12 protein-coding genes are annotated in these 13,766 nt (G+C 60.5%); 8 read left to right on the top strand and 4 right to left on the bottom strand.

Annotation, left to right across the window (positions count from 1 at the left end):
- The first annotated feature begins 137 nt into the window (after positions 1-137).
- The 7 genes from HX898_RS30765 to HX898_RS30735 all read left to right on the top strand — a co-directional run bounded on the left by HX898_RS30765 (position 138) and on the right by HX898_RS30735 (position 8,169).
- On the top strand, positions 138-2,093 hold the full coding sequence (locus tag HX898_RS30765; RefSeq protein WP_180196637.1) for an SARP family transcriptional regulator: 1,956 nt from the start codon (positions 138-140) through the stop codon (positions 2,091-2,093).
- Positions 2,094-2,134: 41 nt separating this feature from the next.
- Positions 2,135-3,166 carry a phosphatase PAP2 family protein gene (locus HX898_RS30760; protein WP_180196636.1) on the top strand — a complete coding sequence of 344 codons (1,032 nt, stop codon included), beginning with the start codon at positions 2,135-2,137 and terminating at the stop codon, positions 3,164-3,166.
- A gap of 33 nt (positions 3,167-3,199) precedes the next feature.
- Positions 3,200-4,894: a S8 family serine peptidase gene (locus tag HX898_RS30755; RefSeq protein WP_138388687.1), complete on the top strand. Its 1,695-nt coding sequence runs from the start codon at positions 3,200-3,202 to the stop codon at positions 4,892-4,894.
- Positions 4,895-5,101: 207 nt separating this feature from the next.
- Entirely contained in the window at positions 5,102-6,583 is a 1,482-nt protein-coding gene (locus HX898_RS33590; protein WP_348649491.1) for an HEXXH motif-containing putative peptide modification protein, read from the top strand.
- Positions 6,580-7,521, top strand: a complete 942-nt coding sequence (locus HX898_RS30745; protein ID WP_180196634.1) for a ThiF family adenylyltransferase — start codon at positions 6,580-6,582, stop codon at positions 7,519-7,521. The genes HX898_RS33590 and HX898_RS30745 overlap by 4 nt, the downstream gene beginning before the upstream one ends.
- A gap of 9 nt (positions 7,522-7,530) precedes the next feature.
- Positions 7,531-7,752 (top strand): hypothetical protein, encoded by a 222-nt coding sequence (locus HX898_RS30740; RefSeq protein WP_138333102.1) that lies wholly within the window; start codon positions 7,531-7,533, stop codon positions 7,750-7,752.
- Positions 7,753-7,863: 111 nt separating this feature from the next.
- Positions 7,864-8,169, top strand: coding sequence for a DUF982 domain-containing protein (locus HX898_RS30735; protein ID WP_003549782.1), 306 nt, complete (start codon positions 7,864-7,866; stop codon positions 8,167-8,169).
- A gap of 68 nt (positions 8,170-8,237) precedes the next feature.
- Here HX898_RS30735 and HX898_RS30730 read toward each other — a convergent pair whose 3' ends face one another.
- The 4 genes from HX898_RS30730 to HX898_RS30715 form a co-directional block, all read right to left on the bottom strand.
- Positions 8,238-9,512 (bottom strand): FAD-binding oxidoreductase, encoded by a 1,275-nt coding sequence (locus HX898_RS30730; protein WP_180196633.1) that lies wholly within the window; start codon positions 9,510-9,512, stop codon positions 8,238-8,240.
- Between the two features lie 13 nt (positions 9,513-9,525).
- Complete coding sequence (locus tag HX898_RS30725) at positions 9,526-10,194, bottom strand: haloacid dehalogenase type II (protein ID WP_024319620.1); 669 nt, start codon at positions 10,192-10,194, stop codon at positions 9,526-9,528.
- A 171-nt stretch (positions 10,195-10,365) separates the two neighbouring features.
- Positions 10,366-11,040 (bottom strand): aldolase, encoded by a 675-nt coding sequence (locus HX898_RS30720; RefSeq protein WP_180196632.1) that lies wholly within the window; start codon positions 11,038-11,040, stop codon positions 10,366-10,368.
- A 16-nt stretch (positions 11,041-11,056) separates the two neighbouring features.
- Entirely contained in the window at positions 11,057-12,055 is a 999-nt protein-coding gene (locus HX898_RS30715) for a LacI family DNA-binding transcriptional regulator (RefSeq protein ID WP_180196668.1), read from the bottom strand.
- Between the two features lie 241 nt (positions 12,056-12,296).
- Here HX898_RS30715 and HX898_RS30710 point away from each other — a divergent pair, with 241 nt between their 5' ends.
- Complete coding sequence (locus HX898_RS30710; RefSeq protein ID WP_180196631.1) at positions 12,297-13,613, top strand: MFS transporter; 1,317 nt, start codon at positions 12,297-12,299, stop codon at positions 13,611-13,613.
- Positions 13,614-13,766: the final 153 nt, after the last annotated feature.

Raw genomic sequence — 13,766 nt, 5'->3', positions numbered from 1 at the left:
CGTCGTTTTAAGTACTCCGCAGCCTTTGGCGGATGCCTGCAGAATTACGGTGCCCAAACAACATTTCTTTGACGCTGCTTTGACGGAAGGATGCTACGGCCGGTTTGCGAAGTTACGCAGAGGGATTTCAACCGGTTATGCTTCAGTTCGATCATCGTCATAGCATAGATTTACATTTCGCAATCCCGGTTTCCCTTCCCGGTTGCTTGCCAGGAGCCGAAGTTGTGGCAGACTGGCCCCTGGATGCTAGGTCTTCTGGCCGCCAAACGAGCGTATCGGAGGCAGCGGGGGCGGGGCCGGTGGATCGCATGAACAAGGGGCACTATCCGTTTCGGATGTTCCTGCTCGGGCCTTTTGCCCTTGTGGACGCCGGGGGGCGGTCGGTTGCTCCGAAATCCAAAAAGGCACAGGCTCTTCTGGCGATGCTTGCATTGTCCACCCGGGGCTCGCGCTCGAGAATCTGGCTTAGGGACAAGTTATGGAGCGATCGCTCCGACGACCAGGCGGCAGCCAGTCTACGCCAGGCGCTTTTGGACATTCATAAGAGTCTGGGACCGGCACGTGATCTCTTGATTGCGGATAAGAATACCGTTTGGCTGGATACGGACCGACTCGTGCTCGATACCGACCTGATGATTCGGACGGAGCGGTCTCCAGATCAAGTCACCGACGAATTGCTCGAAGGCATCGACATCCGCGATCCCGAATTCGAGGACTGGTTGGCGCTGGAACGGCAAAACTGGTATCGCCGCCTCGATGAAGGACAAGTCCACGACGTCTTCGAGCCGCGACAGCAACCGAGCCGCGATATCGCCAAACATTCCGCCCTGCTGCCTTTAACAGGCGCCCCGGATACGTCGAGAACAGGCAAACCCGTGGACAGCGCCAGCAGCGGCCCAGATGGGCGGCGGGGCGGCGGTGGCTGGCAATGGATGATGGCTCTTCTGTCCCCCATCGTGGTGGGTGCCGGAGAGGGCGGACAAATTGCTGCGACACGGTTCCAGAACCTCATTGCAAAAGCCATCATCGATGGGCTGGGCTTTGGCGTCACCGACCTCTCCTTCACCTTGCCGCATATTGAAGAGAACGAACAGCAGATCAGCCTTCCCATATGCCTACAGCTTCGCCTGACGTTTGATGGTGACATGGTGCTGATCGAGCTGGTGATGAAGCATCTGATCAACAACCGTATTCATTGGCTGGGCAGTCAGGCAATCAACCGCACGCAGTTCGAGCGGGGCGAGTTCGGCATCGCCGCTGCGCTGATCAGCCAGGCCGTCGATCAGCTGGCCTATTTCCAGGAGTTCCAGGCAACCGACAGCCGATTGTCGCAAGACGGTCTCCTGATCGACGCCGTCAGTGCGATCTTTCGGCTGTCGCGCGACGACCTCGATAACGCGGAACGGCGCCTGGAAGCACAGATCCAGTATCAGCCGCGATCATCGACTTTTGCCTGGCTGTCATTCATTCGGACTTTCCAGGTCGGCCAGCGTTTCAACGCGCTGGACGCGCATCTGATCGAGGAAGCCCAGGCCTATGCTCGCAAGGCGCTGGAACTCGATCCGCAGAATTCCGTGTCGCTCGCGCTCGTCGGCCACGTCCATTCGTTCCTGTTCGGCGAATACGACTATGCGGCCAACCTGTTCGAAAAATCGATCCGCCTGAATCCGGCCCTGCCGCTCGGTTGGGACCTCTACGCAATGCTGCACTGCTATGCAGGCCAGCCCGACAAGGCGGTGGCGATGGCGCGTTGGGTACAGGAACTCGGCGTCTACAGCCCGCATAAATATTACTTCGATACGACCAAATGCATTGCGGCAGCGCTTGCAGGCGACCATGCCGCAGCCATAGTTGCAGGCGAAGAAGCCCTGCGGGCACGGCCGAACTTCAACAGTCTGCTGCGCTATCTTGCCTCCAGTCATGCCCATTCCAACGATCTCGGCGGCGCGCGGCATTACCTGCAGCGTCTTGAGGCAGTCGAGGGCGGCTTCTCCATCAACGACTTCCGCGGCAGCGGCTATCCGCTGCTCGACACAGGCGGCGGCCAGATCTTGATCGACGGCCTGCTCAAGGCCGGCGCCAAGCTGCGCTGAGCCCCGGACAATTCTTCACATCATCGCGCAAGGAGGCTGCAATGGAAGCGGACACTGCCCACGAATCGCAATCAAAATTAGTTTTATTTCTAAACAGCTATAAATTCAGGATTGAGCCGGATACGGTCCTTCCATGCGAACCCAGGGACGACGCCGGTGCTGATCCTCTCGCCGGTGCGTCGCCAGCAGCACCTGATGCAGCCTCCGAACCTGCGCTTTTCCCCGGCACGGGTGAAGATGCATCGCCTTTGGTCGGGCCGATGATGGCGACGATGGCCGTAGCCTCGGTCCTCACGAGCGTGGCGAATAAGTCGGTGCTCAACAAGGCGTCACTGAACAAAAACAAGAACAAAAATAAGAATAAGAACAAGAACAAGAACAAGTCGACGATGGACGGCGCCAGCCTCGGCGTGTCGCAGCTTATCCCCTCCTTCGAGCTGCGCAGGCTGCACCAGCAGCCGTCACGCAACGCCTATACCGCGGCGCGGCGCTTCACCTGGGAAATGCTGGATATACTTCCGCCGCCCGGCCCGGATTATACCCGCCTCGAAACGACTGTGCTGCTCTCTATGCAGCGCCGCGACCGCGAGCGTGTGCGGCGCCTGCCCGACATCCAAGTCGAGTCGACGATCTCCGTGGGGGAATTCACCCGCGCATTGCATATCGAGGATCTCGGCGGTTTCGAGCAGACGGAAGGGCTTTTCCAGGCGATCCTGACGGCCTGCGAATATGTCGGACTGATCTACAAGAGCCAGTTCAACCGGCTGCGGCCAAACCAGTTTGAGCCCATGCTGCGGCCGTTGCTGGCCGTGCCGGTCCACGAGTCCTATCCCAGCAACCATTCGTTCCAGTGCTTTTCGATCGCCTTTGCGTTCTCGACGATCCTGCCGGAACATCCGGCCACCGACGAGCTTGCCCGCATCGCCCAGAACGTCGCCGAAAATCGCGAATGGGCCGGCCTGCACTATCCGAGCGACACGCAGGCAGGGCGAGATCTCGCCCGACGCTTCGCTCCCTACCTCCACGACGCGTTCGGTCCTCTGTTCCAGGCCGTACACGACGAATGGGTCTGAATTCTCCAGCTGCTGCTCAACAGGGTTAAAACCATGACGGATCAAACAAAAATGCCTGAGCCCGCGCCGATCAACTACTACTATCTCTGGCACCTGACTGCTCTTGGCGTAGTCGACGCGGAATACGGATCGGCTCCGCCGGCGCCTCCAGCGCCCGATGCGAGCGCCGCACGCGCGCTCCCCGATCCCCTCATCACCGGCACGGTCTGGGATGCTATCGTATCCGCCGGCCCGCTGCGTCCCGCCCGGGTCGCGCTGATCGATGTCGGCGTATCTCCGGATCATCCCAATCTGGCAACCCGGCTTGACCGAGAGGCGTCAATCGATTTGACGACCCATCGCTACGGCGCGCGCGTGCTCGAAATTCTCGATACGACCACGTCCTTTGACCGTGAGGAAAGACATCCCTTCTTTGCCGGGCTCGACATCGCTCCGCTCGGCAATATGGGCCTTTCGAACGACGACCGGGACTATCTTGGTGATCTGGTTGCCGAATACGCCGCGTCGGAGGGTGTCCTCCGGCGGCTCTACAATCCGGAATCGCTGTTTGCGTCGCATGGTACCTGCTGCGCAGGGCTGATCGTCGGCGAACCCGCCGTTGTTGCGGAAGAAGGCACGCCAAGCCTTCCGCCGGAAGGAGCCTTCTACGGGAATGGCGACGAGCTGCGTACGAGCGGCAATCGCAATGTCATCCCCTATTTCGGCGTTGACCCTTTCTCAAGGCTCATCTCGATCAGAACATCCTTCGAAGACGATGTCAGGCAGTTCATTGCGGCCTTCCTTTATGCCTATCTTCAGAAAGCAGACGTAATCGTCTTGCCGCGCGGTCTGCCTGACCCGAAACACAGCATCGTTGATCCGAAGAACGAGCTGAAGGCCGACCTGGAATTATGGAAAAACCAGGATGCCGCCAATCTGTTCACGCGCATTGCCCTTGCTGATCAGGGTGGGCCTGAACTGGAGCCGAAGGCTGCGCAGAAAGGCTCCAATCCGGATCGCCCATGGCATGTCCTCAAACAACTCATCCTCGCCATCAGCCGGCACATCCCGATCGTCTGCGCCGCAGGAAACAGTGGCGAGAGCCAGCTGATCTATCCGGCAAGTCTTGCCGCCGACAACAACGGCGTCATTGCAGTTGGAGCCGTTACCGTCGAAGGTTTCCGTTCGGGCTACAGCAATTACGGCGAAGGATTGACGGTTGTCTCCCCCTCCGACGACGGGGAGGTCTTCAATAGGCATCAGTTGCGCCTCGACCGGCTTTCTCCATTTGCCGCGCAGCACGACTACAGCGCTTTTCGAACGCGGGAATACTGCTATTCGCACTTCTCGCTGCTGACGACCGACCTATCGGGGATTTTCGGCTATGATCATGGCTCCGATCCGTGGTCGGCCGTCGTGCCGTTCGGAACCAATCCCGGCATCGGGGGCGGATACTACACCACCTTCGGGGGCACATCAGGCGCGGCGGCGCAGGTGGGCGGGCTATGTGCCCTGATACAGCGGGCCTACAAAAGCGGCCATAATCCCGGTGACCGCCTCTCGGGGCCCCAAGTGAAATCGATTCTGAAGACCACATCCCGCCTGGACGCCATTGTCGCGCCCGGAACGAGGAAATTGACGGCGGATTGCATGAACGCCGAAAGCGAGGACGCCGTCGAGATGGGCTATTTCTTTGGATCGGGCCTGCCAAATGCGCGGGCAGCGGTACAGGCAGCCCTGGCCATCTGAAGCCCGGGGATGCTTTTCGAGAGATTCCAAGCCTCCTCTATCGAGGGGGCTTTTTCTTTGTTTACGCCCCTTTTTACGGATTTTTAACGCGGTACTGGCGGGCGAATGACGCCCTTGGGCAATAGTGCCTCTCAACGGACGGCGCATACCGTTCCGATACTCGACGAAGCCGGCCCGAACTCCGGCATTCTTGCCTGAGATGCAACCTTGATCCGCCCGAAGACAAACTCACGGAGGCTGCCGATGTCCGCGTCACGCATACAACAGTTGGCAGATGAGGCGCGCCTCCTGCTCAAGCGCAATCCTCTGATGGCAAGTTCCGTCTCCCTGCAGCGCGTGGCAACACGCAACCTTTTGAAGCGACGCTTCCAATATGGCCGCACGCTTGCGGCGGCTTCGAAGCTCGCCGGTTGTTCGGCTGGGGTAGAGGCACTGTCAGGTTATTTCCCCGACCTTGCAGATGGCGGATACACTCGCCTGCCGGAGCTTCCGCCAGCAGTTGCCGGACCGGTCGGCGCCGACCCTTACCGTTCATCCGTACTTGCAGCCTGGATGGGTGCGCTCGCGCGCAGTCTGGAATGGCAGGCAGCCCGCCCCGATGTGCAGGTCGTCGGCCGCTATCTGCAGCCGGATCTGATCGCATCGGATCTTGAACTCGAACGTCAGACAGCGTGCCGGCTCTGTTGCGGCATCGGCCTCGTGCACATCGAAAGTCCGGCGCGAAGCCGTATCATGCAAGCCCTCCTCCGCCAATGCATGCCGGACTATCCCCGGCCCGGCTATCCGATCACCGACGATGCGGAATTGGATCGAATCGCCGACCATCTGGAGAAGGCCTTCGCATTGATCGCGGACTTGGACGAGTACGGCCATCATCGTCTGATCGCCGGCCTGCACACGCTTTACGTTGGCGTGCGGCGCGAACCGCAGTGCTCCTTTTCGAGTTCGAACGAATTGCCGGGCAGCGCGCTCATCGTCCTTTCCAGAGAGAGATTGCGCGCCGGCGATCATGCCGCGACAGCGGCCCAACTGCTTCATGAGACGGGGAATATCCTGCTCGGGTTCTATACGACCTCGGCGGCGGCATCCCTGCCCGGCGAGTTCCAATATGTTTCCCCATACAAGAAGGACTTACAGACGCTCGAGAGCATCCTGCATACGGCCTACACCATTCCCTGGGAGTGCGCCTTGCGCATGGCATGCCTATCCACCGAGGCGGATCCTGAGCGCCGCGCCCGGAAAGCGGCATTCATAATCGCCTATGCCGCGCGGCAAGTCCCGCTTATCGACATCGCTCGGAAAGGTATCGAACGTCTCGGCGGCGATGTCCTCCTCGACCTCCCAGACATCGCCGCCATTCCTTCCTGGAGCAGTCGGATCTTGTTCCTCGTCAGCCAGTTGCTTGCCGAAGAACCCCTTGCGCACCGACAGGCGCATCTTGCCGAGCGCCAGCGAGTTCTCGATCGCCAAGCCTGGGATATCGGACAGATGCTGCTGCGCGGCAAGGAGCCGATCGATCCTCGGATGGGCCGGCGAGAGATCGATGACAGCGGCGACAATGTCAGCCTCTGGTACGACGGCAAATTCCACGTGATTGTGAAGACCCCCGACCATGCGATGGGCGAGGATTACGGTCACTACGCCGCGATGATCCGCGGAGTTGCGCCCAGCGAGATGGAGGCGATGTGATGGTCAATGATCGGCCCAAACGATTATCGGCGACCGCCACCGCGTCCGTCGACTTCCCAAACCTCGTCACCCACAGCCTTGGGCGGGGCGGCCGGGGGGCTCTGTTCACCGGCAATAGTACCGATTCTGTCGAGGAACAGAGCCCCCATGTTACCCGGTCTGCATTCGTCGTCTCGTTGAAGGCTTCCGAGCCGGCGGAGGACGAATATGACTCCGCCGCAATCGATCACCACGACGCAATCCTGACGCCTCTTCATCGGCAACGCGACATCGCACGGTTTGGCGATATCGACTTCGTCATCATCGGATGCTGCGACTTGGGCTCACAGATCGCCATCCAGCTTGCGGCCCTCGGCGCGCGCCATTTCCTTCTCGTGGATGCGGATCGTATCGATGAGAACAACTTGAACCGTCTCCCATGGGCAAGCGAGGCTGATCTCGGCTGGCTGAAGACGGACAGGCTGGCGACCCATCTGGCCGCGGGTTTCTCGGCCTATGTCTTCGCGCTGCCGGAATTTGCGGAAGGCGCCTCGGCGCTAAGGTTAATCGCAGACTACGCTAATAACCCGTTCTTAATTTTCGCCGGCGACGATTCTCGTCGAGCCCAAGATCTCCTGTCGGCCTGCCGAGCATTGAAAGCCGGCCTCCCGCCGCATCTGCATGTCGGCCGCTCGGCAAACTATTGCATGGCAGGTCCTTTTGTCTTGGTGCATGAGGACGCTTGTTCCGTCTGCCATTGCGCCACCCAGGTTGCAACCGACGGCAGCTTTCGCACCCTGCCGGCCACCGTCGACAACCCATTGGTCGCCGACCTTGCGGTGTCGCAGATCGCCCAAAACTGCCTTTCGAGACACTCGGTCGCCCGGGGACGCCAATGGATATTGGACCTCAAAGGCGATCAAGCCGAGCTGCACTCTCTTAAAACACCCCGAATGTAAGGTATGTCCATGATCGCGCTATTTTCCTCGGAATATTGTTGCTCCGTTGGCGCAACTGCCGGAAAGAACGATGAGCTGACGATAACCGAAGCTCTTCGTGATCCACTGATCGCCATCGTGATGCGCGCGGATGGCGTGACCTCCGAAGAATTCAAGCGACTCCTTGAGGCGGCAGCCCGCGAGCTAAAAGCCAATCTAGCGAACTCCTCCTTCCCACCAACCGGAGGATAGGCACGTGATTGTCGAGATGACGCGGAAGATGGTTGACGAGCATGTGCGGCCAATCTCGGTCCGAACCATGGCCCGGCATTGGCACTGGCCGTCCCGCGGAGTTCAGGGGCAATGAGATTCGATATGGTGAGAAAGTTCCCAACGATAATTCTTGTTTTTGCCGAAGGGAAAGATCGCAAGGTGATCCGTACCGCTCACGAGGCTGCCCAACTGTTGCTGAAGGAATGGCCCACCGACGATGGTGAGGAATTCCTCACGGCGGTGAGAATCTGTTTGGAGGTCCTTACCGGAGAGAGCGAACCCGAGCAATTGCATGAGGCAATCGTCCGCGCCGCATATGAAGCGGGTATTGCAGCGATCACGACTGATAACCGCCTTGGGATTCTCAGGATCTATCCAGTCAGCGAGGCCAGATAGTTGAACTCCGCGCAGGTGCTCCTGCCCCCATCGAGCCGTTTCGGCTGCAATCGGACTGATCCGGTCCGTTACTGGAAGCGATCAAGCGTCTTGTAATAGAGCCCGACGAGCGGCAGGAACCACGGCTTTCCGAAATGGCCGGGAACGGCCGGCCATTCGAGCCCCTTGATCGGATTACGGTCGGCCTTGCCGAGGATGGCGTCGGCCATGATCATGCCGAGATGGGTGGAGAGCTGGGCGCCGTGGCCGGAATAACCCATGGCATACCAGACACCATCGACATAGCCGGCGCGCGGATAGCGGTCCTTGGTCATATCGACGAGCCCGCCCCAGCAGTAGTCGATTTCGACGCCAGCAAGCTGCGGGAAGATTTCAGCCAGGCTGGCGCGGAGAATGTCGCCGCTCCTTGCGTCCGAGCGCTGATCCGATGTGGCGGAAAACCGCGCGCGACCGCCGAAGATCAGCCGCTTGTCCGGCGACAGCCGAAAATAGTTGCCGATGTTCATCGACGTGACGCAGGTCCGGTTACCCGGCATCGTAGCCGCGATTTCGGCGTCGGTCAGCGGACGGGTCGCGATCAGAAAGCTGCCGACGGAAATGATCCGGCGGCGGAAATAATTAAAGAGCGACGGCGTATAGGCGCCTGTCGCGACCAGGACGTGATCTGCGGTGACGGTGCCGCGTGCGGTCTCAAGGCTGTGGCGACCGTTGCCCTGCCGGTGCGCGGTCACGGAGGCCTTTTCGAAGATGGCGGCACCGTGACGGGTGGCCGCAGCGGCGAGCCCCGCGACATAGCGGCCCATATGCATCATCGCGCTCTTCTTCGAGAGCATGGCGCCATGGAAGGGCGACCCAACCTCGCTTTTCAGGTCACTCGCCGTCAGAAGCGCCGTGTCCGGATCGACCTCTCTGTGAACAGCCTCGAAATTGCGGGCAAGGGCATTGAAATGCTGCGGCTTGGAGGCAAGCTTTAGCTTTCCGGCGCGGCGGAAATTGCAGTCGATCCCCTCTTCGGCGATGATCGCCTCGATCGTGTCGATGGAATCGTCGAACGCCTTGTAGAGGGCGACGGCTCGCTCCACGCCGAGTGCTGATTTGGCGGAGAGGAAACTGTGGGCGAGCCCGTTGTTGAGATGTCCGCCATTGCGCCCCGATGCCCCCCAGCCGACCCGTTCGGCCTCCAGCACGACGACCTTGACGCCCGTTTTCGCAAGCTGGCGCGCCGCGGCAAGCCCGGTAAAGCCGGCGCCGATGACGGCGACGTCGTAATGTCCTTCGACGGGGCCTTGAGCGCCGCCGGCAAAGGGCTGGGCGGTGTTGTGCCAGTAGGATTCGAACTGCATCCGCGTGTCTCCGTCAGAGCCCGACGACTCCAGGCAGGCCCGAGATGTCAGGGATTTCGACATAACCGTAATAGGGATTAGCCGGCTCGTGGCCACGATTGACCCAAACCTTGTTCTTGATGCCGAGATCGTGGGCCGACATCAGGTCGTAGCGGAAGGAGGACGAGCAATGCAGCACGTCTTCCGGCCCGCAGCCCAGCATATCGAGCATATATTCAAAGCCCTTGAAGCGTGGCTTATAAGACTGAGCCTGCTCGGCGGTATAGACCGCATGGAAGGGCGCGCCCAGTTTTTCGACGTTCGACATGATCTGCGAATTCATGGCGTTGGAGAGGATGACCAAAGGGATTTCCTTGGCGACCTTGGCGAGACCGGCCGGAACGTCCGAATGCGGCCCCCAGGTCGGAACCCGCTCATAGATCATCCGGGCGGCTTCGTCGCGAAATGTCACGCCGTTGCGCTTGCATGTCCGCTCGAGCGAATTGTGTACGACCTCGGCATAGGGTTTCCAGTCGCCCAGGATCTCGTCGAGCCGATAGGCGGCGAAATTCTTGATGAACTCCGCCATACGTGGCTCGTCGAGCTCTTCGCCGTAGAGGTCGCGCGCCGCTTCCGCCATCTGAAAGTTGGTCAGCGTGCCGTAGCAGTCGAAGGTGATGTATTTCGGACGGAACGTCGTCATCTGCGTATCCTTGAGCGATCGGAACTGGGGACGTGTCACAATCATAGGCACCGCTTCACCCACAGCTCGCCTGAATTGCCGCCATCGGAAGCAGAATCTATCGTATCGAAAGCAGGGTTTGGCAGAAGGTTGCGCGCTTGCCCGCGGTTAATGGCCGGCGGAATGACGCATTCAATCGCCGTCGTGATCGTGATCGTGATGCGACGGGAGGTCGAGGCCGAAGGTGTCGACGAGATCGGCCACCTGCGCCGGGCTGAGGAAACGGGGATTGAGGTTGCGCAAAAGCAGATAGAGCTTCGCCGTTTCCTCCAGTTCCTCGGTCGCAAAGACCGCCGCCTCCAGGCTGTCGCCGGCGACAACAGGTCCGTGATTGGCCAGCAGCACCGACGAATACTTGCCCGCCAGCCCGCGGATGGCGTCGGCCACATCAGGATCGCCGGGACGATAATAAGGCACCAGCGCGGTTTCGCCGGCGCGCATCAGATAATATGGCGTCATCGGCGGCAGGGCGGCGCGCGGATCGATCTCCGGCAGCATGGTCAGTGCCACCGCGTGGGTAGAGTGAAGATGGACGATTGCGCGGGCGCTGCCGCGCGTATCGTAAAGGGCAGTGTGCAGCGGAATTTCCTTGGTCGGCTTGTCGCCGGACAGGAGCCGGCCTTCGGCATCGAGCCTGGAGATCCGTGCCGGGTCGAGAAAGCCCAGCGAGGCGTTGGTCGGCGTGACCAGCCAGCCGCCATCCTCCAGCCGTAATGATATGTTGCCCGACGAACCGGGCGTCAGCCCGCGTTCGAACAGCGAGCGGCCGTATCGGCAGATTTCCTCACGCAGGCGCGCGTCGGACATGACAGTTCCTCCAATATTAGGCGGTTGCCCCTTCGATCAATTCAAAGCCGAGATCGACGGCCTGTGGCGGCGCATTGGTGACGACCAGTTGCGCGGCGATCTCCCCGGTCGCGACGCGCGGCGTTCGGATGGTCGACAACGGCTGCGGTGTTGCCCGGCCGATATCGAGGCCGTTATAGCCGAAAATGGCGAGCTTCGAGGGGATCGCGATTCCCTTAGCCAGACAGTGAAAATAGCCGCCCAGCGCCATGTCGTCATTGGAGAAATAAACCGCATCGAGATCGGTCGTCCGGGCAAGCAGCCGCTCCAGCCCCAGCCTGCCATTTTCCACGGACGAAGCGCCTGGGAGAATCTCGCGGGCGACGAGGGGGGCGTCATGCGCAGCGAGCGTTTCGCAAAAGCTGGAAAACCGCTTGCCGGCACGGGTATCGCGGTTCAGGTCGTGGCCGACATAGCCGATCCGGCGATAGCCCCGCTTCAGCAGGAATGCAGCGCTCTCCCGCCCGGCCGCGCGGTTCGAGAAACCGACCGCGATATCGAGAGCATCGCCGTCCAGATCGAGCAGTTCGACGACCCGGCACCCGCTGGCGCGCAGCATCTTCACCGTGCCCTCGGTATGCTCGCATCCCGCCAGCATGACCGCCGCCGGCCGCCAGGCAAGCATCGCGGCGGCGAGCGCTTCCTCCTTGCCCGGATCATAGTCGGTCACGGAGAAGACCGCCTGATACCGGTTCTCCTCCAGAACGGCACTGGCGCCGCGCAGCACATCGGGAAAGACGATGTTGGACAAAGAGGGAATGACGAAGGCCACAAGACGCGAACCGGTGGAGGCCAGCGTTCCCGCAATCCGGTTCGGCACATAGCCCAGCCGCTCGACGGCGGCCATCACCCGCTCGCGCGTCTTGCCGGAAAACGAACCGTGGTTACGCAGTACGCGCGACACCGTGCTCTCGCCAACACCGGCGGCTTCCGCGACCTCGGCAAGCGTCACCGTCGCCTGATGTTTGAATTGCATCGTTACGTTTGAACCCGACTGTTGAGGTGGTTGCCCGGCCTGCCCGCCCGATGACCACCGCTCTGCCCCCCATTTTTCACCGCTACCGCCAAGAAGCAAGGTTTTTTTGGCAGCGCTACCAATTTGCCGTTGGCAGCGCTGCCAAAATGGATTAATGAAAATGGCAGCGCTGCCAAAAGGTGGCTCGGCGTGCCGCGGGAGGATCGACAGGAGACCGCGGCAACAATCGGAGGAGAAAATCATGACGCTGCAGACGCAGGCGCCAGTCGTTGGCGCACATCCCGCCCAGACGCTCGAAGACCGTGCCTATGGCAAGGTATTCTGGCGCATCGTACCCTTTTTGATGCTGTGCTACGTGGTCGCCTATCTCGACCGCGTCAATGTCGGCTTCGCCAAGCTGCAGATGTCGAGCGAGCTCGGCCTCTCGGAAGCCGCCTATGGCGTCGGCGCAGGCATTTTCTTCATCGGCTATTTTCTGTTTGAAGTGCCGAGCAACATCATCATGAACAAGGTTGGCGCGCGGGTGTGGATCGCCCGCATCATGCTCACCTGGGGCGTCATTTCCGCCGCCTTCATGTTCACCTCCTCGGAAACCGTCTTCTATGTCCTGCGTTTCCTGCTGGGCGTTGCCGAAGCCGGATTTTTTCCCGGCATCATTCTCTATCTGACCGCGTGGTATCCGGCTCATCGCCGCGCCAGGATCATCACAACCTTCATGTCGGCGATCCCGATATCCGCCATTTTCGGCAACCCGCTTTCGGGCCTCCTGATGGACAGTTTTCACGGCACGCACGGCCTTTCCGGCTGGCAGTGGATGTTCCTGATCGAAGCCATTCCGGCCATTCTTTTCGGCGTTGCGACGTTCTTCTACCTTGATGATACGATCCAGGGCGCGAAATGGCTGAACGATGAGGAAAAAGGCGTGCTGACGGCCAATATCGAGGCGGAGAACCGGGCCAAGACGGCAAGCCCGCACAGCATCGGCGCAACGCTGACCGACCGTCGCGTCTGGCTGATGTGCCTGATCTATTTCTGCTTCGTGCTCGGGCAATATGGCCTGAATTTCTGGATGCCGACCATCGTCAAGGCCTCGGGCGTTAGCGGAAACCTCAATATCGGCCTGATTTCCGCGATCCCCTATATCTGCACATTCGTCGCCATGCTGGCGCTCGGACGTTCCGCCGACAGGCTGCGCGAACGCCGCTGGCACCTCGTCGTCCCGGCCCTCATCGCGGCCGGTGGCTTTGTCGCGGCGACGATGGCGACGAGCACGACGGTCTCGATTGTCTGCCTCTCGCTGGCTGCCGCCGGCGCCATCAGTTGCGCGCCGCTCTTCTGGTCGCTTCCGACGGCTTTTCTTGCCGGTACGGGCGCTGCGGCCGGCATTGCCTGGATCAATTCGGTCGGCAATCTCGCCGGGTTTCTCGGGCCGTTTCTGGTAGGCTATCTCAAAGACGTCACCGGCACCAACAGCGCCGGCATGTATCTGCTGGCAGCTGCGTTAATCATTGGTTCGCTGGCCGTGTTGACGGTTCCGGCGAAAACCGTCAATCGCTAAACTCGCGCATAACCCCGAAAATCGGAATCGATTTTCGGAAAGGATTATGCGCAAATTCAAAATGTTAGAGCGTCCTTAGCGCGTCTTGTAGACGCACGGCGCTCTAAAGCCCCTCCGGGATGGCACCCGGAGGGGCGCAGACCTTTCCTCACA

It is taken from the genome of Rhizobium sp. WYCCWR 11128 (assembly GCF_013416305.1).
Classification (GTDB): Bacteria; Pseudomonadota; Alphaproteobacteria; order Rhizobiales; family Rhizobiaceae; genus Rhizobium; species Rhizobium indicum.
This window is presented reverse-complemented; position numbering and strand designations above follow the sequence as displayed.

Coding starts and splice junctions, on each gene's coding strand:
- HX898_RS30765 (WP_180196637.1), top strand. CDS start 138: ATGCTTCAGTTCGATCATCGTCATAGCATAGATTTACATTTCGCAATC.
- HX898_RS30760 (WP_180196636.1), top strand. CDS start 2,135: ATGGAAGCGGACACTGCCCACGAATCGCAATCAAAATTAGTTTTATTT.
- HX898_RS30755 (WP_138388687.1), top strand. CDS start 3,200: ATGACGGATCAAACAAAAATGCCTGAGCCCGCGCCGATCAACTACTAC.
- HX898_RS30740 (WP_138333102.1), top strand. CDS start 7,531: ATGATCGCGCTATTTTCCTCGGAATATTGTTGCTCCGTTGGCGCAACT.
- HX898_RS30735 (WP_003549782.1), top strand. CDS start 7,864: ATGAGATTCGATATGGTGAGAAAGTTCCCAACGATAATTCTTGTTTTT.
- HX898_RS30730 (WP_180196633.1), bottom strand. CDS start 9,512: ATGCAGTTCGAATCCTACTGGCACAACACCGCCCAGCCCTTTGCCGGC.
- HX898_RS30725 (WP_024319620.1), bottom strand. CDS start 10,194: ATGACGACGTTCCGTCCGAAATACATCACCTTCGACTGCTACGGCACG.
- HX898_RS30720 (WP_180196632.1), bottom strand. CDS start 11,040: ATGTCCGACGCGCGCCTGCGTGAGGAAATCTGCCGATACGGCCGCTCG.
- HX898_RS30715 (WP_180196668.1), bottom strand. CDS start 12,055: ATGCAATTCAAACATCAGGCGACGGTGACGCTTGCCGAGGTCGCGGAA.
- HX898_RS30710 (WP_180196631.1), top strand. CDS start 12,297: ATGACGCTGCAGACGCAGGCGCCAGTCGTTGGCGCACATCCCGCCCAG.